The 26599-nt window shown below is 70.2% G+C and carries 28 protein-coding genes; 21 read left to right on the top strand and 7 right to left on the bottom strand.

Annotated features, from left to right (window positions below):
- The first annotated feature begins 40 nt into the window (after positions 1-40).
- From IF64_RS0116595 to IF64_RS0116560, 8 genes are all read left to right on the top strand, one after another.
- Entirely contained in the window at positions 41-1582 is a 1542-nt protein-coding gene (locus tag IF64_RS0116595) for an MFS transporter (protein WP_246134758.1), read from the top strand.
- A gap of 160 nt (positions 1583-1742) precedes the next feature.
- A complete protein-coding gene (locus IF64_RS0116590; RefSeq protein WP_246134901.1) occupies positions 1743-3011 on the top strand; it encodes a sensor histidine kinase in 1269 nt (422 codons plus the stop codon).
- Positions 3008-3721 carry a response regulator gene (locus tag IF64_RS0116585; protein WP_030533039.1) on the top strand — a complete coding sequence of 238 codons (714 nt, stop codon included), beginning with the start codon at positions 3008-3010 and terminating at the stop codon, positions 3719-3721. The genes IF64_RS0116590 and IF64_RS0116585 overlap by 4 nt, the downstream gene beginning before the upstream one ends.
- A 76-nt stretch (positions 3722-3797) precedes the next feature.
- The gene (locus IF64_RS0116580; RefSeq protein ID WP_030533038.1) at positions 3798-4703 is read left to right on the top strand and encodes an ABC transporter ATP-binding protein; all 906 of its coding nucleotides are present in this window, start codon (positions 3798-3800) and stop codon (positions 4701-4703) included.
- The gene (locus tag IF64_RS0116575; protein ID WP_030533037.1) at positions 4703-5833 is read left to right on the top strand and encodes an ABC transporter permease; all 1131 of its coding nucleotides are present in this window, start codon (positions 4703-4705) and stop codon (positions 5831-5833) included. The genes IF64_RS0116580 and IF64_RS0116575 overlap by 1 nt, the downstream gene beginning before the upstream one ends.
- 205 nt (positions 5834-6038) lie before the next feature.
- The gene (locus IF64_RS0116570) at positions 6039-6473 is read left to right on the top strand and encodes a DUF4383 domain-containing protein (RefSeq protein WP_051757921.1); all 435 of its coding nucleotides are present in this window, start codon (positions 6039-6041) and stop codon (positions 6471-6473) included.
- 224 nt (positions 6474-6697) lie between these two features.
- Positions 6698-7255: a hemerythrin domain-containing protein gene (locus IF64_RS0116565; RefSeq protein WP_030533035.1), complete on the top strand. Its 558-nt coding sequence runs from the start codon at positions 6698-6700 to the stop codon at positions 7253-7255.
- Between the two features lie 63 nt (positions 7256-7318).
- Positions 7319-7546, top strand: coding sequence for a hypothetical protein (locus IF64_RS0116560; protein WP_030533034.1), 228 nt, complete (start codon positions 7319-7321; stop codon positions 7544-7546).
- A 290-nt stretch (positions 7547-7836) separates the two neighbouring features.
- On the opposite strand, the gene IF64_RS0116555 is transcribed toward IF64_RS0116560, so the two are convergent.
- Entirely contained in the window at positions 7837-8403 is a 567-nt protein-coding gene (locus tag IF64_RS0116555; protein WP_030533033.1) for a hypothetical protein, read from the bottom strand.
- 170 nt (positions 8404-8573) lie between these two features.
- Between IF64_RS0116555 and IF64_RS0116550 the strand changes: the two genes are divergently transcribed.
- Genes IF64_RS0116550 through IF64_RS0116540 form a run of 3 tightly spaced genes read left to right on the top strand, consistent with a single transcriptional unit; the run spans position 8574 to position 10321 of the window.
- Positions 8574-8954 carry a hypothetical protein gene (locus IF64_RS0116550; RefSeq protein WP_030533032.1) on the top strand — a complete coding sequence of 127 codons (381 nt, stop codon included), beginning with the start codon at positions 8574-8576 and terminating at the stop codon, positions 8952-8954.
- Between the two features lie 5 nt (positions 8955-8959).
- Positions 8960-10081: an Rv2629 family ribosome hibernation factor gene (locus IF64_RS0116545; protein WP_145600416.1), complete on the top strand. Its 1122-nt coding sequence runs from the start codon at positions 8960-8962 to the stop codon at positions 10079-10081.
- Between the two features lie 57 nt (positions 10082-10138).
- Positions 10139-10321 (top strand): hypothetical protein, encoded by a 183-nt coding sequence (locus IF64_RS0116540; protein ID WP_030533030.1) that lies wholly within the window; start codon positions 10139-10141, stop codon positions 10319-10321.
- A 1-nt stretch (position 10322) separates the two neighbouring features.
- On the opposite strand, the gene IF64_RS0116535 is transcribed toward IF64_RS0116540, so the two are convergent.
- Positions 10323-10898, bottom strand: a complete 576-nt coding sequence (locus IF64_RS0116535) for a TetR/AcrR family transcriptional regulator (protein WP_030533029.1) — start codon at positions 10896-10898, stop codon at positions 10323-10325.
- A gap of 61 nt (positions 10899-10959) precedes the next feature.
- On the opposite strand from IF64_RS0116535, the gene IF64_RS0116530 reads away from it, so the two are divergent.
- On the top strand, positions 10960-12498 hold the full coding sequence (locus IF64_RS0116530; protein WP_428829428.1) for an MFS transporter: 1539 nt from the start codon (positions 10960-10962) through the stop codon (positions 12496-12498).
- A 75-nt stretch (positions 12499-12573) separates the two neighbouring features.
- On the opposite strand, the gene IF64_RS0116525 is transcribed toward IF64_RS0116530, so the two are convergent.
- Entirely contained in the window at positions 12574-12984 is a 411-nt protein-coding gene (locus tag IF64_RS0116525) for a RidA family protein (RefSeq protein ID WP_030533027.1), read from the bottom strand.
- A gap of 151 nt (positions 12985-13135) precedes the next feature.
- On the opposite strand from IF64_RS0116525, the gene IF64_RS0116520 reads away from it, so the two are divergent.
- Positions 13136-13501, top strand: a complete 366-nt coding sequence (locus IF64_RS0116520; RefSeq protein WP_030533026.1) for a winged helix-turn-helix transcriptional regulator — start codon at positions 13136-13138, stop codon at positions 13499-13501.
- Positions 13502-13554: 53 nt separating this feature from the next.
- Here the strand turns inward: IF64_RS0116520 and IF64_RS0116515 are convergent, their stop codons facing one another.
- Positions 13555-14442 (bottom strand): aldo/keto reductase, encoded by an 888-nt coding sequence (locus IF64_RS0116515; protein ID WP_246134757.1) that lies wholly within the window; start codon positions 14440-14442, stop codon positions 13555-13557.
- A 133-nt stretch (positions 14443-14575) separates the two neighbouring features.
- Here IF64_RS0116515 and IF64_RS0116510 point away from each other — a divergent pair, with 133 nt between their 5' ends.
- The 5 genes from IF64_RS0116510 (at position 14576) to IF64_RS0116490 (ending at position 20707) form a co-directional block, all read left to right on the top strand.
- Complete coding sequence (locus IF64_RS0116510) at positions 14576-15604, top strand: Gfo/Idh/MocA family protein (RefSeq protein ID WP_030533024.1); 1029 nt, start codon at positions 14576-14578, stop codon at positions 15602-15604.
- A 202-nt stretch (positions 15605-15806) separates the two neighbouring features.
- Positions 15807-16919 (top strand): TAXI family TRAP transporter solute-binding subunit, encoded by a 1113-nt coding sequence (locus IF64_RS0116505; RefSeq protein WP_051757919.1) that lies wholly within the window; start codon positions 15807-15809, stop codon positions 16917-16919.
- Positions 16912-18999 (top strand): TRAP transporter permease, encoded by a 2088-nt coding sequence (locus IF64_RS0116500; RefSeq protein ID WP_051757918.1) that lies wholly within the window; start codon positions 16912-16914, stop codon positions 18997-18999. Before IF64_RS0116505 ends, IF64_RS0116500 begins: the two co-directional genes overlap by 8 nt.
- Positions 18996-19919 carry a CoA transferase subunit A gene (locus IF64_RS0116495; RefSeq protein WP_030533021.1) on the top strand — a complete coding sequence of 308 codons (924 nt, stop codon included), beginning with the start codon at positions 18996-18998 and terminating at the stop codon, positions 19917-19919. The genes IF64_RS0116500 and IF64_RS0116495 overlap by 4 nt, the downstream gene beginning before the upstream one ends.
- Positions 19916-20707 (top strand): CoA-transferase subunit beta, encoded by a 792-nt coding sequence (locus IF64_RS0116490; RefSeq protein WP_030533020.1) that lies wholly within the window; start codon positions 19916-19918, stop codon positions 20705-20707. The genes IF64_RS0116495 and IF64_RS0116490 overlap by 4 nt, the downstream gene beginning before the upstream one ends.
- A gap of 6 nt (positions 20708-20713) precedes the next feature.
- On the opposite strand, the gene IF64_RS0116485 is transcribed toward IF64_RS0116490, so the two are convergent.
- Positions 20714-21622, bottom strand: a complete 909-nt coding sequence (locus tag IF64_RS0116485; protein WP_030533019.1) for a LysR family transcriptional regulator — start codon at positions 21620-21622, stop codon at positions 20714-20716.
- Between the two features lie 168 nt (positions 21623-21790).
- Here IF64_RS0116485 and IF64_RS0116480 point away from each other — a divergent pair, with 168 nt between their 5' ends.
- The gene (locus IF64_RS0116480; RefSeq protein ID WP_030533018.1) at positions 21791-22999 is read left to right on the top strand and encodes a CaiB/BaiF CoA transferase family protein; all 1209 of its coding nucleotides are present in this window, start codon (positions 21791-21793) and stop codon (positions 22997-22999) included.
- Between the two features lie 20 nt (positions 23000-23019).
- Positions 23020-24219: an acyl-CoA dehydrogenase family protein gene (locus tag IF64_RS0116475; RefSeq protein WP_030533017.1), complete on the top strand. Its 1200-nt coding sequence runs from the start codon at positions 23020-23022 to the stop codon at positions 24217-24219.
- A gap of 9 nt (positions 24220-24228) precedes the next feature.
- Here the strand turns inward: IF64_RS0116475 and IF64_RS0116470 are convergent, their stop codons facing one another.
- Positions 24229-25185: a GlxA family transcriptional regulator gene (locus IF64_RS0116470; RefSeq protein WP_030533016.1), complete on the bottom strand. Its 957-nt coding sequence runs from the start codon at positions 25183-25185 to the stop codon at positions 24229-24231.
- Positions 25186-25336: 151 nt separating this feature from the next.
- Here IF64_RS0116470 and IF64_RS0116465 point away from each other — a divergent pair, with 151 nt between their 5' ends.
- Complete coding sequence (locus IF64_RS0116465) at positions 25337-25951, top strand: cysteine hydrolase family protein (protein ID WP_030533015.1); 615 nt, start codon at positions 25337-25339, stop codon at positions 25949-25951.
- Between the two features lie 19 nt (positions 25952-25970).
- On the opposite strand, the gene IF64_RS0116460 is transcribed toward IF64_RS0116465, so the two are convergent.
- Entirely contained in the window at positions 25971-26573 is a 603-nt protein-coding gene (locus tag IF64_RS0116460) for a TetR/AcrR family transcriptional regulator (RefSeq protein ID WP_246134756.1), read from the bottom strand.
- Positions 26574-26599 lie beyond the last annotated feature (26 nt).

The raw sequence follows: 26599 nt of genomic DNA, 5'->3' as shown, positions 1-26599 counted from the left end.
TTTCGGATACGATCGTATCCGAAAAACCTGGGGGTGGAGAGTGACACGTTCGACAGCACAACGACCGGTGAAACGCACCGGGCGCACCCGCGCCGACGAACTGGCCGCGGCACTGGCCCGCGGCCCGGTCGAGGTCCTCGACTTCGTACTTCCGCTGTGGGCGGGCGCCGTACTGGGCCTGTCGCCGACGGCGATCGGGCTGCTGACGGCGACCGAGACGCTGATCTCGCTCGTGGTCCGCCCGGTGGCGGGCGTACTGGCGGACCGGTTCGACCGCGGCCGTGTCGCCGCGGCGGGCGGTGTGCTGTATGCCGTGTCGTTCGCCGGCTACGCACTCGCGGGCGGACAGGCGGGTGCGACGGTCGCCGCGGTGATCGGCGGTGCCGGTGGTGCGCTGTTCTGGGTGGCGTTGCGGGCGCGCGTGGCCGAAGGGCTCGACGACGACTCGAGCGCGTTCGCGCGCCTGTTCGCCGCCGAGGGAACCGGCACCTGGATCGCGTTCGTCGTCGCGCTCACCGTGCTGGCACAGATCGACTACGCGGGCGTGTTCTGGCTCGGCGCGGCCGCATCGGTCGGCGCGGCCGTCGTGCTCGTCGGTTCAGGCGGCCCCGTTCGGCCCTCGCCCACCGCGCCCGCGTTCGGCGTCCTGGGCAGACGTCTGTGGCCGTTGCTCGGTGTCGTCGCGCTGACGGCCGTGGCCGAGACCGGCGTGTCCCTGCTGCTGATGCTGCACCTGCAACGCGGGCACGGCCTCGACATCGGCACGATCGCCGCGGTGTTCCTGCCGGGATTCATCGTCTACAGCACCGTGCCGGAGTACCTGCACGGCCTCGTGACCAGGCTGGGCCGCACGAGGGTCGTCACGGTCGCGCTCGTGTGCAGCGCGATGTTCGCGGGCACGCTCGCGTTCGCGCCCAATCCGTGGGTGATCGCGGGCGCGTGGATCCTCGCCGCCGCGGCGTTCGCGGCGGCGATCCCCGTGGAACAGGCCGCGGTCGCGGAGGCCGCGGGAGTCAGCCTCGGCCGCGGCATGGCCGTGTACGAGAGCGCCGTGCTGCTGGGCGCGACCGCCGGAGCCGTGGGCGCCGGCGTGCTCTACGACCGGGACGGTGGCTGGCAGCTCGCGTGTGCCGTCGCCGCCGGAGTGCTGCTCGCCGCCTCGGTGCTGATGCGTATCGCCCTGCGGGCAGTCGGGGTCACCGACCGGCCGGCCCCGCCGACGCAACCTCGTCCGGAGCCGGAGCCGGAGCCGGAGCCGGAGCCGGAGCCGGAGCCGGAGCCGGAGCCGGAGCCGGAGCCGGCCGGCGGTGCTGCTCGCGCTGCTCGCCCAGGGGCCGGGTCGTCGCCGTTGCGGGCGTGGGCGGTGCACGCGGCCGTGTACGTCGGGGCGCAGATCGTCCTCGGGGTCGCCGGGTACAGCTGGCCGGTGGAGACGGTGCTCGGCGGACCCCACGGGGCCGAGTGGTACTGGAACGCGAGCGGCCACTGGCTGGTCAACGCCGATCGCATCTGGACCCTGGTATTCCTGATCGACACTGTGTGGTCGTTCGGTCGCGCGGTGTGGACACGCAGGCGCCGGTGAGCGCATACCGAGCCCACGGAACCGGACGGCGGATAACGTAGCCGGCATGGCATCCGGAACCGGTGGACTCACAGCGGCCTCGTTACGCAGAGGGACGGCGTGGAGCGACTGGCGTCGACCTCGGCCGGAGCCGGGAATCCAGAGGTCCGACGTGGTGACCATGGTCGCCGTCCTCGGCGGCATGGTGCTGTTGATCGTGCTGGTGAACAGCATGGGCCTGCTGGCGTTCGGCACGGCGCCGTCGATCGCCGAGCAACTCGCGTGGGGCACGGCACTGTGCCTGCCGCTGGTCGCGCGCAGGCGGTTCCCGGTCGCGGTGCTGGTGGTCGTCGGTGCGCTGTTCATCGCGGCCCAGGCGCGGCAGATCGGGGACAACACCGTGCCGTCGTTGTGCGTGTTCCTCGCCTGCTACAGCGTCGGTGCGTGGGAACAGAACCGGCGCGCGGCGCGGTGGTCGCGGGTCGGCGTGATCATCGCGATGTTCGTGTGGTTACTGGTGTCGACGCTGGAGGCGGCGGGTCAACCGTCCGGATACCTCCGCCCGGCGGGTCCGCTGGACCCCGTGATGGCGGCGGTGCTGCACAGCTTCGTCATCAACATCGCCTTCTTCGGTTCGGCGTACTTCTTCGGGAACATGGCGTGGGAGACGGCGCGCAGACGGCACGAACTCGAGGAACGCAACGCGCAACTGCGCTGCTCGCAGCAGGAGAACCTGCGGGGAGCCGTCGTCGCCGAACGGGTCCGCATCGCGCGGGACCTGCACGACGTCGTGGCGCACAGCGTGTCCGTGATGGGCATTCAGGCCGGAGCGGCGCGCCGCGTGCTCGATCGCGACCCGGTGCTCGCGGGCGAGGCGCTGCAGACGGTGGAGGAGACCGCGCGCACCGCGATCGGCGAACTGCGCGGCCTGCTGGGCGTGCTGCGGTCCGACGCGGAGATCGACACACGCGCCTCCGACGAGATCGGCGATCACGCCGCATCACCCGGACTGGACGACCTTCCCGAACTCGTGTCCAGAATGGACTCGTCGGGGATCGTCGCGCACTACGGCGTCTACGGCGAACCGAGGCCGGTTCCGGACGCACTCGCGCTCACCGTGTACCGCGTGGTGCAGGAAGCGCTCACCAACGTCGTCAAGCATTCGGGAGCGCAGACCGTGGACGTGCGGGTACGGTTCCTGGCGACGGCGCTCGAGGTCGAGATCGTCGACGACGGATACGGCCGCGGCGGTTCGGGCGGCAGTGGTCTGGGACAGGTCGGGATCCGCGAGCGGGTCGCCGTGCATGGGGGGCACGTTGAGTTCGGCAGGCGGGACGAGGGGCGCGGCTACCGGGTGCGCGCGAGCCTGCCGCTGGGGTTGCGGGCCGTGACGCGTCCCCAGGAGCCCGTCGACGTCGCGGCCGGCGCGGAGAGCGAGGAGGTTCGATGAGCCTGCGGGTGGTGCTCGCCGACGATCAGGCGTTGGTGCGTGCGGGGTTCCGGGTCATCCTCGGGGCGGAGCCGGACGTCGAGGTGGTCGGCGAGGCGGGGGACGGCCTCGAAGCGGTGCGCATGGTGGGGGAGCTGCGTCCGGACGTCGTGCTGATGGACGTGCAGATGCCGGGCATCGACGGGCTCGAGGCCACGCGCCGGATCCTCGCCGAGAACGGCAGCCCCCCGAACAGCACCCCGGAGAACGGCACCCCGGAGAACGGCGCCGGCGGCGTTCCGAGGATCGTCATCCTCACCACGTTCGATCGTGAGGACTACCTGTTCGAGGCGCTCCAGGCCGGGGCGAGTGGATTCCTGCTGAAGAACGCCGCGCCGGAGGACCTCGTGGAGTCGGTGCGGGTCGTCGCGCGGGGCGATGCGTTGCTCTCGCCCGAGGTGACGCGCCGGGTCATCGCCCGGTTCGCCGAGCCCGCGGCCGCTCCTGTGCCGCAGCACCGGCCCGACGAGCTCACCGAACGCGAGTACGAGGTGCTGGTCATGCTCGGCCGGGGTGCGAGCAACGGGGAGATCGCGCGCAGGCTCGTGGTCAGCGAGGCGACGGTGAAGACGCACGTGTCGCGGGTCCTGGCGAAGCTGGGGTTGCGCGACCGCACGCACGCCGTGGTGTTCGCCTACGAGAACGGCATCGTCGCTCCCGGCATGGCCTGATCGTCCCGCAGGATGACCCGCCGGATACATCCCGGGCCGGACGCGCACGGGCCCGCAGGACTCTAGGGTCGTCGGCATGTTGAAGGTGAATGACATCAGCCGGAGCTTCGGCGATCACCGTGTGCTCGACGGCGTGTCGTTCGACGTCGAACCCGGGCGGATGACCGGGTTCCTGGGGGCCAACGGGGCCGGCAAGACCACCACGATGCGCATCATGCTGGGGGTTCTGAAGTCGGATTCGGGCACCGTGACGTGGAACGGTGAGCCGGTCACGCAGGCGGTGCGCCAGCGGTTCGGATACATGCCGGAGGAGCGCGGGCTCTATCCGAAGATGAAGGTCGCCGACCAGATCGCGTGGCTGGGAAGGTTGCACGGCCTGTCGTCGGCGAAGGCCGCGAGCAACACCGAGCGGCTGCTGGAGGAACTGGACCTCATCGAGCGGGCGAACGACAAGCTCGAGGCGCTCTCGCTCGGCAACCAGCAGCGTGCGCAGGTCGCGGCGGCGCTCGTGCACGATCCGGAACTGCTCATCCTGGACGAACCGTTCTCGGGGCTCGATCCCATCGCGGTCGACACGGTGCTGCGCGTGCTCCGCCAGCGTGCCGCCGACGGCGTGCCGGTGCTGTTCTCGAGTCACCAGCTGAGCGTCGTGGAGCAGCTGTGCGACGACCTGGTGATCATCTCCGGCGGGGCGATCAAGGCCAGCGGCGGCAAGGACGAACTGCGCAGGCGGTACGGAACGCCGCGCTACGAGGTCGTCGTCGGGTCCGACGCCGGTTGGCTGCGCGACATGCCCGGAGTCCGCGTGACCACAATGGAGGGTCCGCGCGCGATCATCGAGCCGACGGGTGCGGACGGATTCCGTGGGGGCGACGAGCCGTTGGACCAGCGCGTGCTCAAGGAGGCGATGAGCCGCGGTGAGGTCCGCGCGTTCACGCCGATCGTGCCGACGCTCAACGAGATCTTCAAGGAGGCCATCTGATGACCGAGGTGCAGGTGCGTTCCTCCGAGAAGGGCCAGGACACGGGCGGGGTGTCGTTCATGCAGGCGACCTGGCTGGTCGCCGAACGCGAGATCAAGTCCTTCCTGCAGACCAAGGGATTCTGGATCGGACTCGGTGCGATCGTGGTCGGCATCTTCGCCGCGTCGATCCTGCCGAGCGTCTTCGGCGGGGGCGAGACGAAGGTCGCGGCCGTGGGACCGCAGGTGTCGCAGACCCTGGAGGCCGCCGACTTCGACGTGCGCCAGGCCGGCGACGTCGCGCAGGCCAGGGATCTCGTGCGCAGCGAGGAGGTCGAGGCGGCCGTCGTGCCGGACACGACCGGGCAGTCGCAGACGGGGCTGCGGGTCGTGGCGCTCGAGTCGCCGCCGAGTGACCTCATGGCCATGCTCGGCTCGCCGCCACCGGTGGACGTGCTCGATCCCGGCGACGTCGGGGACGGCGAGAAACAGCTCGTCATCATGGTGTTCGCCCTGGTGTTCATGATGTTCGCGATGGGCGGCACCGCGATCGCGCAGAGCACCGTCACCGAGAAGCAGACGCGGGTCGTGGAGATCCTCGTGTCGACCCTGCCGGTGAAGGCACTGCTGGCAGGCAAGATCGTCGGGCACACGTTGCTCACGCTGGGGCAGGTCGTCGTACTCGCGATCGTGGCGCCGGTGGCACTGCAGGCGGGCGGCAACGACGAGCTGCTCACGGTGATCCTGCCCGCGCTCGGCTGGTTCGTGCCGTTCCTGGTCTTCGGCTTCGTGCTGCTGTCGTCGATGTGGGCGGTCGCCGGATCGCTGGTGAGCCGTCAGGAGGACCTGGGCTCGACCATGGGCCTGGTGATGATGCTCGTGTTCGGTCCGTACATGGCGATCATCTTCCTGCAGGACAACGAAACCGCGATGACGGTCATGTCGTACATCCCGTTCACGGCGGCCCTGGCCATGCCGGTGCGCATGTTCACGGGCGAGGCCCAGCTGTGGGAGCCGTTCGTGGCGTTGGGCATCGCCGCGGTGACGATCGTGGTGATCACGTCGATCGCGACCCGGATCTACACGGGTTCGTTGCTGCAGACCGGTGGCAAGGTCAAGCTGTCGAGGGCGTGGTCGTCGGCGTCGGACTGACGCACTGCTGACGCACGACTGACAGGCGGGCCCCGGTCGACCATGGTCGACGGGGGCCCGCCTGCGTACTGCTCACCGAGCTCCTCCGGTGCCGGTTGTTGCTCGGGTGTGGTCATGTCGTTCGAGATACCCGGTGCATCGGCGTGCGAACCGACGGCAGCTCGCGGCGGCGTTTGGCCGATGCGACCGCGGGAACACCTCGGACATGTCGGGCAAGCACACGGCGTGGCACAAGAGTCACGCACACAACGAACGGCGGGCGCGGGCGCTGCTCTGCGTCGTCGGCGTGTGTTACCTCGCGCTCGGTGTGGCGGGGCTGGCCAGCGGCCCCGGGCGGGTGCTGATCTTCAGCTCGGGCCTGCTGCTGGACGTGGTGCGTACGGCCGTCGGTCTGCTGTGCCTGACCGCACTGCACCCGCGGGCATCGGCCACGGCTCTCGGCTCGGTGCTCACCGTCGGCTTCACCGCGTTGCTGGCCTACGGAGTGCCCGCGGCGATCGTCACCGACCGCGTCGACATGGACCACGTCTTCCCGATCTCGTGGGCCGACAACGTGTTGCACCTCGCGACCGCACTGATCGGACTGATCGTGGCGATGTCGCGGTACCGCGTGCGGGACGTGGTCGCCCCTGGCCGGTGACCCGCCCCAGCCGTTCGACGTTCCTTACCGGGTGCGATCCAAGACCGTCCACAGTGTCCGTGACTGCGTTGGGTCGCTCCTTTGGAGCGTGCCGGATCGCCGGCGTCCGACCATGACCCGGTGCTGCCCGATTCCCGGCGGCGGGCGATCGAGTCGTTACTTCACGGCCTCGGCGGGAACCCGAGGAGGGAAAGCGACCACGAGCCGAAGGTGAGGCAGCGGCCATGACTCAGCTACAGGGGGACGTGGTGGACGTCCGGTTGGAGCAGCATCGGCAGATCAAGGAACTGCTGATGCAGGTGCGCAGCGCCTCTGGCGACGCCAAACGGCGCGGGTTCGACGATCTGGTCCGGCTTCTCGCGGTGCACGAGGTAGCAGAGGAGGAGGTCGTGCATCCGGTGGCGCGCAAGGCCATTGACAACGGAGCGAGGATCGTCGACGACCGGCTCGGCGAGGAGCACGACGCGAAACACGAACTCGTCGAGCTCCACGACATAGGTGTGGACCACCCGGAGTTCGACGTGCGCATCATCACGCTGGCCGAGGCGGTGACCAGGCACGCCGAACAGGAGGAGAGCCACGAGTTCCAGGTTCTCCGTCAGCGCCTGGACCCCGCCCAGCTACGCAGCATGCGCGGTGCGCTCACCGTGGCCGAGGACGTCGCGCCGACCAAGCCCCATCCGGGGGTCGGCGAGTCGGTACCGGCGAACATGCTCGCCGGCCCGCCGCTTGCCGTGTTCGACCGGATCCGGGACGCCGTTCGTGACTGGACGAACCGCTGAGCCGAGCGCGCGGCGGCACGCGAACGGGTCCGCAGAATCCGTAGCAGTAGGAAAGGAGCGCAGATGACGACGCCCGAGACCGGTCACGTGACCGGTACGAAGGACAAGAACTACAACATCATCTGGTTCGTCGAGGCGTGTCTGAGCAACGCGCTGCGGCTGGAGACCTATATCGGTGACGCCGAGCGGGACGGCGACAACGAACTCGCCGAGTTCTTCCGCAAGGCGCAGGAGGAAAGTCGCAAGGGTGCCGAACAGGGCAAGGATCTGCTCAGGAAGCGCTTGTCCTGACCTCTCCTCCTGCCATGCATGGGGGCCCGGCGCAGCGCGCCGGGCCCCGGTGCAGGCGACTGTGTCGGTTATGACGAAGCCGAACACCTCGGCGAGCGCGGTGCGGCGTTGCGAAACGCGGTGGCATTTACCTTGGCCACTACCTCGGCTTTTACCTCAGCTGTCACGTCCGCCATTACTACGTTGGCTGTTAGACCGTTGGCTACTAGGACGTTGGCTATAACTGCGTCGGCAATTACGGGGCCGTCGCACGTGCCCGGGGCAGCGTCCGTCGACGTCGCGGAGCATGCTCACACGGTGCGAACGCCCGGCAGGTGGTCGAGCGCGCGCCGGACACTGTCGACGACGCGCGGGTGGCCCAGCGGCAGTGGCGGCGGCACGCGGTCCTGGTCGTCGTCGGTGCTGTGGGCCACCACGTCGACGGTGATACCGGCCTCCCTGGCTTCGGCGATCTCGGTGCCGTGCCTGCGGAACCACACCTCGTCGGCCTGCGCGGCGTGATCCGAGTCGGTCGCGCTGTCGGCCGCCGGGTCGACGAGCAGCACCGAGCGCACGGCGGACGGATGCCGCCGGGCGAGGTCGATCGCGAACTCGCCGTAGGGGCCCGAGGTGACGACATCCGTGCGCGGGCATGCCGATTCGGGCGCGGACAGGAACCGGTCGCAGTCGACGTCGCCACTGGCCGGAAGCCGCACCCAGATGACCTCGGTCCGCTCGGTCAGCGGTCTCCAGGTGGCGGGCAGTTCGTCGTGCTTGCTCGCTCCAGCCGGGTCGAGCACGAGTACCCGCCGCTCACCTCCGCGTCCGTGCACGGTGACGGCGGGACCTTCGGAGCGCATGGGTTCGGTGTCCGACATGCCGGTCGGATGCCCCGGTGAGCAGGTGGGAAAACGCCGCAGGCGGGCGGTGTGTCGAGTGGTCCGCAGGCACCCGGAAGTGGGCCGTGACGTGGGCAACGCGTTTACCGGTGGGTCGGCCGGGCAACCGCTGGGGGACATTGTCGCACCGGCCAGGAAAGGAGCGCCTGATGCAGCAGGACGAGTTCGAGGCGGTGACCCCGCCCCAGGACACGGGCGCACCCGACAGTGCCGAGCAGGATCCGGCCGCGCTGGGCAGTGCGGAGGACCTGGACGAGGACCGACTGCAACAGGATCCGCTGGAGGGCGGGATCGATCCGCCCGAACGGTGGTCCGGTGTCGACCGCTGGGGGACCACGCCCGCCGAGCAGCGGGAGGGCGAGCCCCTCGACGAACGTCTCGCCGAGGAGCAGCCGGACACCCCGGTCCCGCCTCCTCCCGAGCAGGAGCCGGACCTGCCGCGCGGGCTCGACACCGAGCGCGGTGAGGAGGCCGACAAGGCAGGCGGATCGGTGGCCGACGCCATCCGGACGCCGCGTCCGCCGGAGTGATCGCCGTGACGACGCCGGGAGGCACGATGCGCAGGAACGAACTGCAGGACGTACTGGCCGCCGACGGCCCGTTCGCGTGCGCCTACTTCGACTCCTCGCACGACACCGCCGACGCCGCGGACCGCATCCGGTTGCAGTGGCGGTCGGTGCGGGAGCAGCTCGCCGAGCAGGGCGCCGACGAATCCACACTGGACGCGATGGCACGCGCCGTCGAGGAGCAGGAACCACCCGTCGGATCGGCGGGAAGGGCGCTGGTCGCGGCGGGTGGTGACCTGCTCGTCAACGAGTGGCTGCCGTCGCCGCCGTCGCAGACCGTGGCCCGTTGGTCGGACGTGCCGTATCTGCTTCCCTTGCTGGCGGCCGAGGACCGGCCGATTCCGTACGTGGCCGTGGTGGCCGACCGGACCGAGGCGCGGATCAAGGCCGTCGACCGCAGGGGTGTGGCCGTCGCGGCCGAGGACGTCAGCGGCGAGGACTATCACGTACACAAGCCGCGCGGCGGCGGATGGTCGCATCGGCGGATCCAGCAGTACGCCGAGGAATCGGTCAAGCGCAACGCGAGGGAGATGGCCGAGGAGGCCGATCTGCTGGTGCAGAAGGTCAGCGCACGACTGCTGGCCATCGGCGGTGAGGCCCAGACCCGGTCGGCACTGCGCGAGGAACTCTCGCCCCGGTGCGCCGAGATTGCGGTGGAGCTCGGCGCGGGCCCGAGCGAGGGGCAGCCGTCATGGGACGAGTACGACACGTGGCTCGACGACCTCGTCGCCCGAACCCAGGCCGAGGACCGCGACGACGTGGTCCGCCGGTTCCGCGCCGCCGAGGGCAGGGACGGTGACGTGGCCGAGGGCGAGGCCGCAGCGGGACTGCGGCAGGTGACCTCCGCCCTGCGGGACGGGCGGGTCGCCACGCTCCTGCTCGATCCCACCGAGCTCGGTGACACGACGGTGTTGCGGGGCGAGGACGTGCTGCGGGTCGCCGACGGCAGCGACGGGCTGTCGGAACAGAACACGGTCGAATGCCGCGCCGACGAGGCCCTGTCCGCTGCGGCCGTGGCTGCGGGGGCCGACGTGCTCGTGGTCGACGGTGCCGGACTGTCCGGCGGCGCCGGTGCGCTGCTGCGGTACTGACGCCGTCGCGAAGGACCCCGCCCGGGAGCCGCGCGAGCCGGCGTGAGGAGGACACAGATGAAACGCGAGAGCGATCAGCACGCACCGTGGGTCGACGACGAGCTCGAACACGAACTCGACGGTGCGATGCGGGGCAACCGTCCTTCGAGGACGGACGAACCACGCGATCCGGAACCACCGGCCGACGACGATCCGGACGTCGCGGGGTGGTCGCCGCGTTCGGAGGACGAGACCGAGTGAGTCAGCGGCGCTCGCCGGACCCGCGGGTCCGGCGAGCGCCGCTCTCGTCAATGCCGAGTCGCCGGAGGACGTCGGGCAGCTCGTCGAGGACCGGTGTCTGCATGTCGCGGCCCATGAGGGTCGCGCGGAGATAGAGGCCGTCGCTGATCAGGCCGACGAGTTCGGCCGACAGCGGATCGTCGACGTACTCGTGGGCCAGGTCCGTCCACATGCGAAACGACGTGGCGAGCGCCTCGTCGGCCTTCGGTTCGCTGCCCAGGAGTCGCAGCGTGGCCACCGACGTGCGGTGGGCCGGTTTGGTCATGTCGGCGTCGGTGACCGAGGAGGTCAGCAGATAGCGCAGCATGCCCTCCGGCGCGCGCCGGGCGTGCTCCATGTCCGCGCGGGTGCGCTCGAGGAGTCGCTCGAGGAGGCCGTCGAGCAGGGCCTCCTTCGATCTGAAGTGGTAGAGCAGGCCGCCCTTCGACACGTCGGCCCGTGCCGCGACTGCGTCGAGCGTGACGGCGGCCAGGCCCTTCTCGATCAGCAGGTCCTCGTAGGCGTCGAGGACCTGCTCGCGTGCGGATGGTCGTCCCATGCCCGGCGACTATACCGCTTTGACTAAACCGTCCGGACGGTTTAGTTTGAAACTGTACCGGCTGGACGGTTTAGAAAGCGGAGGAGTCGTGAACAGGGCGGGACGGCGCGAGTGGATCGCGCTCGGGGTACTGGTGCTGCCGGTGTTGCTGATCAGCGTGGACATGACGGTGCTCGGTTTCGCACTGCCCTATCTGAGCGAGGACCTCGCCCCGACGGGCGCGGAGCAGCTGTGGATCGTCGACATCTACTCGTTCGTCCTGGCCGGCCTGCTGGTGCTGATGGGGTCGGTCGGCGACCGCATCGGCAGGCGCAGGCTGCTGCTGGGTGGTGCGGCGTTGTTCGGTGCCGCCTCGGTGCTGGCCGCGTTCGCCACGAGCCCGGCGATGCTCATCGCGGCGAGGGTGCTGCTCGGGGTCGGCGGGGCGACGTTGATGCCCTCGACGCTGTCGCTCATCCGCACGATGTTCCTCGAACCGGGCCAGCGCAGACTCGCCATCGCCGTGTGGGGATCAGGCTTCTCCGGCGGTATGGCCCTCGGGCCGGTCGTCGGCGGCGTGCTGCTCGAGCACTTTTGGTGGGGCTCGGTGTTCCTCATCAACGTGCCGGTACTGGCCGTGCTGCTCGCCGCGGGGCCGTTCCTGTTGCCGGAGGCACGCGATCCGGCGCCCGGCCGGTTCGACGCGTGGTCGGCGGTGTTGTCACTGGCGGCGGTACTGCCGGTGGTCTACGCGGTGAAGGACGTCGCCAAGCACGGCGTCGGGATCGCGGCGGTGGGCGCGTTCGCGGGTGGGGCGGCGTTCGGGGTGCTGTTCGTGCGCAGACAGCGGAGCCTGGCCGATCCCATGATCGACCTGGAGTTGTTCCGCAGGCGAGCCTTCAGCGTGTCCATCGGGACGAACATGCTCGGGGTGTTCGCCATGACGGGACTGATGCTGCTGTTGCCGCAGTACCTGCAGCTAGTCGTGGGCATGTCGCCGTTGGTCGCGGCGCTGTGGATGCTGCCTGCGGCGGTGGCGAGCGTCGCGGGGTCGCTGATCGTGACGTGGCTGGCGCGCCGGATCGCCGTGTCCTGGTTGATCGGCGCGGGTCTGCTGCTGGCGGCGTTCGGTTTCGCGGCCGTCGCACTGTGGGGTGCCGGCACCGGGGCGGCCGTGGTGGTCGCCGCGCTGGTGCTCGTCGGTTTCGGTGTGCCGCTGTCGGAGGTGCTGACCAACGACCTGATCGTCTCAACGGCGCCGCCCGAGCGCGCGGGCTCGGCTGCCGCGGTCTCGGAGACGGGTTTCGAGCTCGGCGGAGCGCTGGGGACCGCGGTACTGGGCAGTGTCGCGATGTCGATCTATCACGCGGGGGTCCCCGCCGGTGCCGGCGCCGCGGCGCGCGAGACGCTGGGCGGGGCCGTGGCGACCGCGGCGTCGCTGCCGCGGGCCGAGGCGCAGGCGCTGCTGGACACCGCGCGGGAGGCGTTCGTCGAGGGCATGCGGGTCAGTGCCGTCGTCGGCGGAGTGTTGCTGGTGGTGGCGGCGCTCCAGGCGGCCGTGCTGTTGCGCGCGGTCCGAACAGGACGGTCGCAACCGCTTCAGCCCACGGGCGCTCCGTAGCCCACCGGCCTTCCGGGGACGTGGCCGACGTGGCCCGCGTCGCCCGGAAGGTCCGATCGTCAGCGCCGATCGCGGTCAGTCGGTGATCGCGTACGCCTCCACCTCGACGAGCACGTCGGGCTCGAACAGGTAGTCGACGCCGATCAGGGACACCGGCGGCCACGGCTGCGGGATGCCCAGTTCCGCCGCCACCTTCTCGATTCCGGCGAGCAGCGGCTCCATCTTCTCCGGTGACCAGTCCACGGCGAAGAACCGCAGGCGGACGACGTCGTCGAAGCTCGCACCCGCGCCCGCGAGCCCGCGCGCGGTGTTCCGCAGCGCGTGGGCGACCTGGCTGGTCAGATCTCCCGTGGCCACGGGGTTTCCGTCGCCGTCCCGGGCGATCTGGCCCGCGACGTGGATGTGCCTGTTGCCGGTCGCGACCGACACGTGGTGGTAGGGCACGGGCTGGAACATGCCCTCGGGGCTGAAGGTCTGCACGGTCATGGGAGACGCCTTTCGTCGAGCGGGAATCGCGCGAGCCGAGGGGGATCGCGGCCGAATCCCTTCCGATGGGAAGTCCGGTTCGATTCGTTGCCGAACCAGGTATCCAACGTCTACCTTGTATCCAAAAGGAACTTCAACGAGACCAGGTGTCATGAAGGAAACCGCGGACCAGGCCAGGCTCGGCCCCGAACATCGCGAACTGCTCGGGCAGGTGCTCGACAAGTGGTCGCTGGAGGTGCTGGACCGGCTGTGTGAGCGTCCGCGCCGGTTCAACGAGTTGCGCAAGGCGATTCCCGGCCTGACGCAGAAGTCGTTGACGACGACGCTGCGCAGGCTGGAACGCAACGGGATGGTCGAACGCGTCGTCGTGAGCACGCGTCCGGTCGGTGTCGAGTACCGGATCGCACGCCTCGGCAAGACCCTGCAGGACCTCATCGACGCGCTGCTCTCGTGGAGCGCCACGCATCTTCCCGAGGTGGAGCGGGCCCGCGAGCGGTTCGACGCCGCCGAGTCCTGAGCGCCGAACCGTTGCGGACCACGCCTGACCCCGCAGCCGGCTTCCCCGGGAGGTCAGCCGATGGCGTCGAGCACGGTCAGATCGTCGGCGTCGAGCGTGATCCGTTCCACGGCGAGGTTCTCCTCGAGGTGGTCGAGCGAGGACGTGCCGGGGATGAGCAGCATGCGGTCGTACCGGGCGAGCAGCCAGGCCAGCGCGATCTGCGCCACGGTCGCGCCGTGCTTGTCGGCGACGGCGGCGATGTCGGTACTCGCCGCCAGCCTCTCCCTGCCGCCCCACGCGGAGCCGAGCGGGAAGTACGGGACGAACGCGACGTCGTGGTCGCGGCACAGCTGCACGATCGCCTCGTCGGTGCGGTCGAGCACGCTGTAGGCGTTCTGCACGCAGGCAATGCCCCGGCCGCCCTGGTCGATGCCCGCCCGCACGCTGTCCTCACCGACGTTCGACAGCCCGATCAGGTCGAGCTTGCCCTCGTCGCGCAACTCCGCCAGCGCGCCGAGCTGGTCGGCCAGCGGCGGTTGCGGCATGTCGGGTGCGTCCCGTTCGAACCGGCGCAGGTTGACCAGGTCCATGCGTTCGACGCGCAGCGAGCGCAGGTTCTGCTCCACCTGCCGTTTGAGGTCGGCGGGCTCGCCGCTCGGCAGCCAGGCGCCGACCTCGTCGCGCACCGCGCCGACCTTCGTCACCAGGCGCAGCCCGTCCGGGTAAGGGTGCAGCGTCGAACTGATCAGCTCGTTGACGACGTCGGGGCCGTAGAACTGTGCGGTGTCGATGTGGTCGACCCCACGCTCGACCGCGCGCCGCAGCACGGCCGCCGCGGCCTCCGGGTCGGACGGTGGTCCGAACACGTCGGGTCCCGCCAGCTGCATGGCTCCGAATCCGATGCGGTGGACACGCTTGTCGCCGAGCAGGGCCGTGGCAGTGAGAACTGAACCGGTCACGGTTCCACTCTGCACCCGCGGCCCGCCGATCTCCAACCGCCCCCGATCGGCGCACCCCGGCGGCGGGGCGGAAGATGGGCCTGCCCGGATCGCCGCGAGCGAACCAAGTCGAGCGAACCAAGAGGTGACAGCCATGCCCGTACGTACCGCCGTCGTCGGCTTCGGACTCGCAGGCCGGGTGTTCCACGCACCGTTCATCGCCCACGACGACGCCTACTCCCTCGACGTCGTCGTGACCGGCAACGAGGACCGGGCGCGCCAGGCCGAGCAGGCCTACCCCGGCGTGACGGTGCTTCCCGACGTGGCCTCGCTGTGGCAGCGGGCGTCCGAGCTGGACCTCGTGGTCATCGGCACCCCGCCCGAGACCCACGCCGACATCGCCACCGCGGCGCTGGATGCCGGCCTGCACGTCGTCGTCGACAAGCCGTTCGCGACGAGCAGCGAGCAGGCCCGCGCCCTCGTCGAGCACGCCAGGGCAGCGGGCCGGGTGCTGACCGTCTATCAGAACCGGCGCTGGGACGGCGACTTCCTCACCCTGCGCGACCTCGTCGACGGCGGGGAGCTCGGCCAGGTCCACACCTTCGAATCCCGCTTCGAGTGGTGGCGGCCCGAAGGCGGCCGGGGATGGAAGGCCAGTGCCGACGTCGCCGCGGGCGGGGGCATCCTGTTCGACCTCGGCACCCACCTGATCGACCAGGCCCGCCAGCTGTTCGGCCCGGTCGAGGACATGTGGGCCGACCTCGTCACCCGTGGCACCGACACGGCCGACGACGACGCCATGGTCGTGCTGCGGCACGCGGGTGGTACGCGGTCGCGGCTGATCATGTCCTCGTTCGCGGCGCTGCCCGCACCGCGTTTCCACGTGCTCGGCTCCCGCGGTGCGTTCACCATCTGGGGCCTCGACCCGCAGGAGGATGCACTTCGCGGCGGGGCCACACCGGCGGACGCGGGGATCGGTGTGCGGGACGAGGCCCAGTGGGCGACCGTCGGCGTCCGCGGCAGCGAACGGCGGGTCGAACCCCGGCCCGGCGACTACCGCGAGTTCTACTCCCGTCTCGCAGCGGCCCTGGACGGCACCGGCGACGTGCCCGTCGACCCCGCCGACGCCGTCGAGGTACTGGAACTCATCGAGCGCGCACACCGCCGGTCGACCTGGAGCTGACCCACGCGGCCGATTTCGGCACTCCACGCCGACGTTCACCGGTGATTACGGCCACCGGTGAGATCGCAGCCGCGGGTATCGACACTGAACGGGTATCAATCGGCAGATCAAGAAGTATTGGCCTGAACCGTGTGCCGTGCATCACCGTGGTCCCTGGCGCATCGCCCAACGATGGGACGAACGGATGGACACTCGACGTCGGATGCCGGCCGCTGTGGTGGTCGCTTGCCTGCTCGCACTATCCGGCTGCGCAGGGGGTGAGGATCCGGCCCGCAGCAACACCCCGCTCGACGTGGTCGCCATGTCGACCTACGGCACCGGCACCGCGACCTTCGCGGACGTCGCCGCGGTCGCCGATGCGGTGACCCGCGAGGAGGGCACCCGGTTCCGGGTGATCACCTCCGACACGGCGATCGGCCGGATGCTTCCGCTCAAGGACGGGCAGACCCAGTTCGCCCGCACCGGCGACGAGTACATCTTCGGTTTCCGAGGGGAGTACGAGTTCGCCGACGAGGACTGGGGTCCGCAGCCGGTCCGGGTGGTGTGGGCACCCACCGCTCCGCACAGCTGGATGGCCAGCGAGAGCTCGGGCATCCGCAGGCCGGCCGACCTCGCGGGCAAACGGGTGCCGAGGGTGACCGCCAACCCGTCGGTCAACCTGAAGACCGAGGCGATGCTGGCCACGGCCGGTTTGACGTGGGACGACGTACGCCCGGTCGACATCGGTTACGGCGAACAGCCCGACGCATTGAAGGCGGGCAAACTGGACGTACTGTTCCAGCAGGTCTACGGCGCATCGTTGGCCGAGCTCGAATCGACCACCCCGGTGCGCTGGCTCGACTTCGATCCCCACGACGAACGTACGCGCCGCGCCGTGGCCGAGCGCGTCCCGTCGGTGACGTTGCGCGAGTTCGGCGGCGCACCGGGGCAGGACGTGAGGCAGCGGAACGTCGGCTTCTGGTACGCCGTGCCGATCGTGACCTATGCCGACACCACCGACGCGGTGGCCGGGCAGATGGCGCGCTCGATCGTCGAGGCATACGACTCCTACAAGAACGCCACGTCCACAACCGACTCCTGGTCGTTGAAGGACGCGATGATCGCGCCCGTGGAGGTGCCGTTCCACCCGGCGCTGGTCGAGGTCCTCAAGGCCGAAGGCGTATGGACGCAGCAGGCGGCGGACAGGCAGCGTCAGCTGCTGGAGCAGGAGAAACTCCTGCGCCGCGGCTGGAACCAGGTCCGTGACGCGGACAGCCTCCCGCGTGACTGGGCGGAATGGAAGGCGAAGAACCTGCGGGAGGGCGGCGATGAGTGACGTGATCGACGACCAGGGCAGGGCAACCGGCACCGCCGTACCCGGGGATCCGAATCGTCCAGACACTGTGGACGGAATCGACGATTCCGGCGGTTCGGGCACGGCGGGACGCCTCACGGCGTGGCAGTGGTTCTGGCTCGGCTTCGTGGTGACGCTGACCGTGGTCGGCGTGCTGGTCGTGATGAACCAGGTCTTCTTCTGGAACCCGGGCGGGTTCACCCTGCTGCTGAACGCGTTCCTGTACGTCGTGCTGGCCTGCTTCCTTTCCCAGGTCTTCGTGTTCATCCGCGCGCGCAAGGGTGATCAACGGCCGCGGTTCTCGGTGCCGTGGTACGACGCCGTGCTCGTGGCCGTGTGCGTTGTCACGAACCTGTACTTCGCCGTGCACGCCGAGAACATCTCGCTCGAGGGATGGGACTACGCGGCACCGCCCCAGGCGGTGGTCGGAGCGTTCGTGCTGTGGCTGTTGGTGTTGGAGGCACTGCGCCGAACGGCGGGCACGGTCGTCACGGTCATCGCCGGGGCGTTCTCGCTCTACCCACTCGTCGCCGCGGGCATGCCGATCGGCTTTCTGAAGGGCGTTCCGTTCCCGATCGAGCGCGCCGCGACGGTGCATGCGCTCGGTCCGGACTCGATCCTGGGGCTTCCGTTGCAGACGGCGGGTGGGATCCTGGTCGGGTTTCTCGTCTTCGGGGTCGTGCTGCAGCGCAGCGGCGGTGCGGACTTCTTCATCGGTCTGGCGAGGGTGGTCTTCGGGCGGTCGCGCGGCGGTTCGGCGAAGGTGGCGGTCGCGAGCTCGGCGTCGATGGGCATGATGTCGGGCTCGGCGGTGTCCAATGTGCTGACGACGGGTCCGATGACGATTCCCGCGATGAAACGGGCGGGCTACAGCGGCACCTATGCGGCGGGTATCGAGGCGACCGCGGCGACCGGTGGGTCGATCACGCCGCCGATCATGGGGACGGCTGCGTTCCTGATGGTCTCGTTCCTCGGCATCCCGTACTCCGAGGTCGCCCTCGCGGCGGCGGCACCCGCATTGCTGTACTACCTCGGCATCTTCACGCAGGTCGACGCCCACGCCGCGCGAACGGGCCTGCGCGGCGAGCCGCGCTCGAGTCTGCCGAAGGCCGGTGCGATCCTGCGCACCGGGTGGCCGCATCTGCTGGCACTGGCCGCGCTCATCGGGTTGTTGGTGTGGCGCGGTGACGAGGCGCAGGCGCCGTTCCTTGCCGCGGGGCTGCTGCTCGCGATCGCGCTGCTGCGCCCGGCCCATCGCATCGGCGGGCGTGGGTTGCTTGCGGTCGTGGTCGACTCCGGACGGTCGATCGCCGAAATCGTCGGCATCATCGCCGGGGTCGGCCTGATCGTCGGAGCGCTCTCGATGTCCGGGGCGTCCCTGTCGTTGGCGCGAGAGCTCGTCGCGGCGGTCGGCGACAACGTACTGCTGATCCTCATCGCAGGTGCGGTCACGTGTTTCGTTCTCGGCATGGGGATGACGGTGTCGGCGGTGTACGTGTTCCTCGCGATCGTGATGGCGCCCGCACTCGTCGAACTCGGCGTGAACCAGGTCGCCGCCCATCTGTTCGTCATCTACTGGGCAGCGGCGTCCTACATCACACCGCCGGTGGCGCTCGCCGCGTTCGCCGCGGCCGGGATCGCTCGCACTCCTCCGATGGGCACCGCTGTCACGGCGATGCGCCTCGGTGCGGTGAAGTACGTGATTCCGTTCTGCTTCGCGCTCAATCCGGCACTGGTCGGACAGGACGATCTGGGCACGGTGCTGCTGGCGGTCGGACTCGCGATCATCGGCGTGTTCGCGATGGGTGCTGCGTTCGAAGGCTACGTGCCGATCGTCGAGGTGGCCCTGCCGCTGTGGGCGCGCGTCGTCACGTTCGCCGCCGGGTTGGCGCTGTTGCTGCCGGAGACGGTCTCGTCGGTGCTCGGGCTGGTCGTCGCGGTCGTGCTCGTTGCAGCACTGCGACTGACGGGAGCGCGACGAGTAGGCGCACCGCCTCCGGAAGGACCGGAAGGAGGCTCCGGCGGAGACGCCGAGGAAGGCGATGTGGAGGTGCGGGTGTGAGCGGGTCGAAGGTCACGACGCTGCGTGACGCGGTCGCAGCGTACGTGCGGGACGGGATGACCGTGGCGCTGGAGGGGTTCGGGCATCTGATCCCGTTCGCCGCGGGCCACGAGATCATCCGCCAACGTCGCCGTGGGCTGACGATGTGCCGGATGACGCCGGACATCCTCACCGACCAGCTCCTCATCGCCGGTTGCGTCGACCGGCTGGTGGCCTCGTTCTTCGCCAGCGGGTCGGCGGGCTCGCTGCACGAGATCCGCCGCCGCGTCGAACACCACGATCCGGAGCCGTTGGAAACCGAGGAGTACTCGCACTACGGCATGTACTGCCGGTACGAGGCAGGCGCGAAACGTCTGCCGTTCCAGCCACTGTTGTCCTATGTGGGCAGTGACCTTCCTGCGCTGAACCCACGGATCAAGGCGGTGGAGAGTCCGTACGGGGAGGGCAAGGTGTACGTCGTGCCACCGTTGAATCCGGACGTGACGATCGTGCACGCGCAGCGGGCCGACGCCCGCGGCAACGTGCAGCTGTGGGGAATCACCGGCGCACAGGCGCCTGCCGCCTACGCGGCGACGACGGTGATCGTGACGGTCGAGGAGATCGTCGACACGAACGTGGTCCGCGCCGATCCGAACCGCACGCTCATCCCCGCACACGCGGTAGATGCCGTGGTTCCGGTGCCCGGCGGCGCACATCCGTCGTACGCGCAGGGTTGCTACGACCGCGACAGCGCCTTCTATCGGGAGTGGACGCCGATCAGCAGGGACCGCGAGGCAGCGGTGGCCTGGATCGACGAGTGGATCCACGGTACGGCGGGGCACGAGGAGTACCTCGCCAAGCTGGGACGGCAGCGCTGGGCCGGACTGCAGGTGACACCTGCTCCGTCCGGTTCGGTCTCCTACGGACGGAGGAAGGCATGACCGGCGACGAGACCCTGTCCGGCGTCGCCCCGCACAGCACCGAGTTCCTGGCTTCCGTCGCGGCGCGGGAGCTGGCGGGACGCCGCAGGGTCTTCGCGGGGGTCGGACTGCCGACCCTGGCGGTGGATCTGGCCAGGCGGACGACGAATCCCGACGTCGAGCTCGTGTACGAGTCCGGTGTCGTCGGTGCCCACCCGGAGGCGATGGCGGAGGGGATCGCGGACTCGGTGCTCGTGTCGGGCGCCGAGGCGATGCTCGGCATGGACGCACTGTTCGGCTACGTGCTGCAGGGCGGCAACGTCGACGTCGGATTCCTCGGCGCGGCACAGGTCGACCGGGTCGGCAACCTCAACACCGGACTCATCGGCGACTGGGACCGGCCCACCGTGCGGCTTCCCGGATCGGGCGGTGCGTGCGACATCATCGCCAGTGCCGAGGAGATCGTGGTCGTGCTGCGCCGCCACGATCCGCAGGCGCTTCCGTCCGAGGTGGACTTCTGCACGTCGCCGAGTCCGGTACGGGCGCGGCAGGAGGCCGGGTTCCACCAGCCGTCCGGCTTCGGGGTGGCCGCGGTCATCACGCCGCTGGGCATTCTGCGCAGGCCCGACCGCTACGGGGAACTGGAGTTGGCGGCGGTGCACCCGGGCGTCGGAGTCGACGAGGTGCGTGCGGCCACGGGCTGGCCGTTGCGGCTCGCGTCCGACGTCGCCGAGACCCCGCGGCCGAGTACGGAGGAGGTCCGGTTGCTGCGCGAGGAGATCGACACGGTCCGGCTCTACCTGCGGTGACCGCCCTCAGAGACCGGCGTAGCCCTCGGGCGTGGGCAGGGCGATCTCGGACAGCTCGAGCACGCGGTCGACCGCGGGGCTCGTCTCGGTCCGCCACACGAGGCGGGCGAGGGCCTCCTCCGTGCCGTCCTCCAGCGGGATCACCGACAGGCCCGTGGTGATGACGTTGCGGAACGCCGTGTCCACGGTGAACGTCAGGCCGACGCCCGCCGCGACGAGCGCCATGAGGGTCCAGGTGTCGGGGCCGTGCTGGGCGACCTTGGGCGCGAAACCGGCCTCCTCGGCCTTGCGGATCGCGATGTCGCGCAGCGACGAACCCGACGAGGCCTCGAGGAACACCCACGGTTCGTCGGCGAGTTCCTCCATCGACACCGACGTGCGTCCGGCCAGCGGATGCGATTCGGGGACGACGATGACGTAGTGGTCGACGCGCACCACCCGCGACCGCAACCCGGGAGGTGTCGAGTCCCAGCGGACGATCGCGAGGTCGAGCGTGCCGTCGGTGAGTTGGTTCATGGCGTCGCTGCCGAAGGTGGTGCTGCTGAGCGCCAGTTCGATACCGGGCTGGTCCTGGCGCACCTGCTGGGCGAGCGCGCTGATCAGTGGATGCGACGAGGGGCCCGCGAAGCCGATCGCGACCTTCCCGACGGCTCCGTCGCCGGCGTGAGCCACCACGCGTTCAGCGGTGTCGAAGGCGTGCACGATGTCGTAGGCAGCGGGCAGGAGTGCCTCGCCCTGGGGCGTGAGCCGCACCCGGCGGGTGGTGCGGTCGAACAGCGGACTGCCGAGGTGACGCTCCAGCTGCTGGATCGTGCGGCTCAACGGGGGCTGTGCGATGTGCAGGCGTGCGGCGGCGCGTCCGAAGTGCAGCTCCTCGGCGACGGCGAGGAAGGCCTTGACGTGGTGGAGATCCATCCGGCGTCCTCGTGGCTTCCGGCCGGCGGCGTCGCCGGCCCTGCGGTTCCGTGCGGTGGGCGCGCTGGTCGGCGGACCTCACCCGAACGATTTTTATGCTCGCACGCAATGGATACCATACTCATTACGCCATTGATGAGTATTGATCGAGTTGGCAGGATCGTCGGTATGCACGACGACGTGGCGGGCGATGCGTCCGCGCTGCCCCTCGACGGTGTGCGGGTCGTGGCGATGGAGCAGGCCGTCGCGGCGCCGCTCGGCACGCGCCACCTCGCGGATCTCGGCGCCGAGGTGATCAAGGTGGAACGCGTCGGGGAGGGCGATTTCGCGCGTTCCTACGACACCGCCGTGAACGGTGTCGGTTCGCACTTCGTGTGGCTCAATCGCGGGAAGAAGTCCCTCGCGCTGGACGTGAAGTCGAGCCGTGGTGCCCGCCTGCTCGCCGACCTCGTCGACACCGCCGACGTGTTCGTGCAGAACCTCGCACCCGGCGCGGCCGCGCGGCTGGGACTCGACGCCGACACGCTGCGCGGCCGCAACCCGCGGCTCGTCACCGTCGACGTCAGCGGGTACGGCGAGTCCGGTCCGCACGCCGGGCGAAAGGCCTACGACATGCTCGTGCAGGCCGAGACGGGGCTGGTGTCGATCACCGGAACGCCCGAGCAGGCGGTCAAGACCGGGATCCCGACCGCGGACATCGCCGCGGGCATGTACATCGTCACGTCGGTGCTCAGCGCCCTGCTGCGCAGGGAACGCACCGGGGCCGGCGCCGGCGTCGACGTCGCGATGTTCGACGCGACGGCCGAGTGGCTGGGGCATCCGATGTACGTCGCGATGTACGCGGGCAGGCAGCTGCCGCGGCTCGGCATGAGTCACGCCGCGATCGCGCCGTACGACGTGTATCCGACGCGGGACGGCCAGGTGCTGATCGGGGTGCAGAACGACCGCGGGTGGCAGGCGCTGTGCCGCGACGTCCTCGGTGACGAGGCACTGCTCGACGATCCCCGGTTCACCACCAACGTCCTGCGGGTCGAGCACCGCGGTGCGTGTGATGCCGAGGTGGGTGTCCGCACCGCCGTGTTCGACACCGCGGTCCTCGAACGACGCCTCGTCGACGCGGGGGTCGCGGCTGCTCAGGTCAACGACATGGCCGGGCTCGTGGCGCATCCGCAACTGTCCGAACGCGACCGTTGGCGTGAGGTGCGTACCGAGCGGGGGCCGATTCGCGCGTTGTTGCCGCCGATGACCTACCGGGACGTCGAGCTCGTGATGGGCGACGTCCCCGCACTCGGGCAGCACACCGACGAGACGCTCGTGCCGCTCGGTGTCACCGAGGACGAGCTCGACGACCTGCGCGCCGCCGGCGTGATCCAGTGACCGACAGAAAGGCCACCGCCATGACCACGAGCAGCGATCCGACGGCCGTGCCCGCGGCGAGCGAGGTCGGCGACGACGACTTCGCCGACATCCTCGCCGCCACCCGGGATTTCGTGCGCACCAAGGTGATCCCCCGGGAGAACGAGATCATGGAGGCCGATGCGATCCCCGGCGATCTGCGCGAGCAGGTCGCCGGCATGGGGTTGTTCGGGTACGCGATCCCGCAGGAGTGGGGCGGGCTCGGGCTGGACCTCACCCAGGACGTCGAGCTCGCGATGGAACTCGGCTACACGTGCCTGGCGCTGCGGTCGCTGTTCGGCACCAACAACGGCATCGCGGGCCAGGTGCTCGTGAACTACGGCACCGACACGCAGAAGGCCGCATGGTTGGGCAGGCTCGCCTCCGGTGAGGCCGTCGCGTCCTTCGCGCTCACCGAGCCGGGTGCCGGGTCCAATCCGGCCGGACTGCGCACGAAAGCCGTGCGCGACGGCGACGACTGGGTGATCACCGGGGGCAAGCGGTTCATCACCAACGCACCGATGGCCGACCTGTTCATCACCTTCGCCCGCACCAGGGAGGCGAGCCGCAAGGACCCGGGGATCGCGGTGTTCCTGGTTCCGGCCGACGCCCATGGCGTCGAGGTCGGCCCGAAGGACCGAAAGATGGGGCAGGAGGGTGCGTGGACCGCGGACGTCACGTTTGACGGGGTCCGGGTGCCCGCCGACGCGCTCGTGGGCGGTTCCGAGGAGGTCGGGTACCGGGCGGCGATGATGTCGTTGGCGCGGGGGCGCGTGCACATCGCCGGGCTCGCGGTGGGCTCCGCCCGCCGGGCGCTCGACGAGTCGATCGCCTACGCCGCCGACGCCACCCAGGGCGGGACACCGATCGGCGATTTCCAGTTGGTGCAGGCGATGCTCGCCGACATGCAGACCGGAGTGTCGTCGGGCGAAGCGCTGGTGCGCGACGCGGCGAGGAAGTATCACACCGGGCAGGACCGCCGGATCGCCCCGTCGGTGGCGAAACTGCACTGCACGGAGATGGCGGGACGCGTGGCCGACCTGGCGGTGCAGGTGCACGGCGGGACGGGGTACATGCGCGAGGTGCCGGTCGAGCGCATCTACCGCGAGGTTCGGTTGTTGCGGTTGTACGAGGGCACCAGTGAGATCCAGCGGCTGATCATCGGTGGGGGTCTGATCAGGCAGGCACGCGCCCGTTCCTGAGCTGCGCGGTCAGGCCGGCTCTGCGGAGGCGAAGCGGCGCCGGTAGGCGGTCGGGGTGGTGTTGTACCGCGCCGTGAAGTTCTGCCGGAACGTGACGGCGCTGGCGAATCCGCACGCCTCGGCGACGCGGGCGACGCTCCAGGTGGTCGTCTCGAGCAGACGGCGCGCTTCGTCGAGCCGGTGGACGAGCACCCAGCGGGCCGGGCTCATGCCGGTGGTGTCGCGGAACCGGCGGGAGAAGTTCCGCGGGCTCATCGACGCGTGTGCGGCGAGCGTGTCGACGTCGAGCGGGGCGTCGAGATGGGCCAGTGCCCACGTCATGGTCCGCCCCACGGGACCGTGGTCGTCGCTTGTGGACAGTGGGCGTTCGATGTACTGGGCCTGATCGCCGTCGCGGTGGGGCGCGATGACGAGGTGGCGTGCGACGGCCGTGGCGACGGTCGATCCGAGCCGGGTGCGGACCAGGTGCAGGCACGCGTCCAGCGCGGACGCCGTGCCCGCCGACGTCAGCACGTCGCCGTGGTCGAGGTACAGCGCCTCGGACTCGACGCGCACGGCCGGGTAGCGCCGGGCCAGGGCGTCGGCGGCGGTCCAGTGGGTGGTGGCGGTGCGGCCGTCGAGGATGCCCGCGGCCGCGAGCGGGAACGCGCCCAGGCAGAGCCCGACGAGGGGCGCCGCGCGGGCGTGCGCGGCGCGGATCCGCGCGAGGACGACGGTGCCGGGTTCCGGCAGATCCTCGGGCCAGGAGGGAAAGACGAGCAGGTCGGCCGCATCGGCGGCCTCCGGCCCGGCGAGGTCGCCGATCGCGAGCCCTTCGGCGGTGCGCACGGGCGAGCCGTCGGTGCTCCAGACCTGTGTCGTCCACGTCCGGCCCGGCTGGTGCCTGCTCGCCTCGCCCAGGACGAGCAGCGGGGTGGCGAGGTGGAACGTGGTGATGCCGTCGAAGGCGTGGATGGCGATCCGCATGCTTGGCCTGAATTCATCGAAGGTGGTCGTCTCTGCCACTCACCGTAGGCCGCGCGGCGGGTCAGGATGAAGGGCACGGCTCGCGGGGCCGATACGTCCCCGATGAGGCGCTCCCATTCCGATGACTCGACACCTCCAGGAGGACCGCTCCATGTCCACGCCCCGCCGTGCCCTGATCGTCATCGACGTCCAGCAGGAGTACTTCCGCGACCCGCTGGCGGTGCAGTACCCGCCGAGGGAGGACTCGCTGGCCCGGATCGCCGGGGCCATGGACGTCGCCGAGGGGGCGGGAGTCCCGGTACTGACCGTCCAGCACGAGTACCCCGAGGGCGCGCCCGTCTTCGCGTCCGGATCACCGGGGTGGCGGCTGCATCCGGACATCGAACGCAGGCCGTCGGCCAAACACGTGGTGAAGACGCTGTCCAGTGTCTTCAGTGCCGACGGGGTCGCCGAGTGGCTGCAGGCCGAGGGGGTCGACACGGTGACCCTGGTGGGCTACATGACCAACAACTGTGTGCTCGCCACCGCGGCGGCCGCCGAACCGCTCGGCTTCGCCGTGGAGGTCCTGTCCGATGCGACGGGTGCGATCCACCTGGCCAACGAGGCGGGCCGGGTGTCGGCGCAGCAGGTGCACGAGACGCTGATGGTGCTCCTGCAGTCGAACTGGGCCGCGGTTGCCGGCAGCGACGCGTGGGCCGCGGCCGTGGCCGAGGGGCGGTCGTTGCCCGCGAGTGACCTCGGGACCTCGGCCATGCAGGGACGCTGATCCCCGCGGTGGGTCCGGCTCAGGACCGCAGCAGCGTCTCCGCGGTGGCGCGGGCCTCGATGAGCAGGTCGGCGCCGTAGATGCGGTGGTGGGCGAAAGCCCCTTCGAGCAGCAGGAACAGGTGGTCGGCCAGCAGCTTCGGCTGGGCGACGTGCGGCAGGTCCTCGGTGATGAGGTCGGCCAGCCGACTGCACACCGCGTGCTTGTGGTGCCGGATCACCGGATACGCGGGGTGGTCCTCGCTCAGTTCGGCCGCGGCGTTGAGGTAGGCGCAGCCACGCGTGATGGTCTTGGCGTCCTCGGCGTAGACGTCGAAGAAGGCCAGTGCGCGTGGCGCGTCCGTGGCCGCGATGGCCGCTTCGAGCGCCGCCCACCACGTGTCGTGCCGGTGTCGCAGGTAGGCGGTGACGAGCCCGTCCTTGTTGCCGAAGTTCTTGTAGAGGATCGGCTTCGTGACCCGCGATTGCGCGGCGATGGTGTCGACTCCCACGGCGTGGATGCCCTGCTCGTAGAACAGGTGTGAGGCCACCTCGAGGATGCGGCGTGCACCGGGTGTCAGCCGGGTCGGGTCGAACTCGGTCCCGCCGGCGTGCTGGCCCGCCGAAGCTTCCTGACGTGACAAATCTGTATACCTACCCTGCCCGACGG

The sequence above is a fragment of the Prauserella rugosa genome, from assembly GCF_000719975.1.
Taxonomy (GTDB): domain Bacteria; phylum Actinomycetota; class Actinomycetes; order Mycobacteriales; family Pseudonocardiaceae; genus Prauserella; species Prauserella rugosa.
The sequence above is the reverse complement of the archived record's forward strand: the minus strand, read 5'-3'. Positions and strand labels throughout refer to the sequence as shown.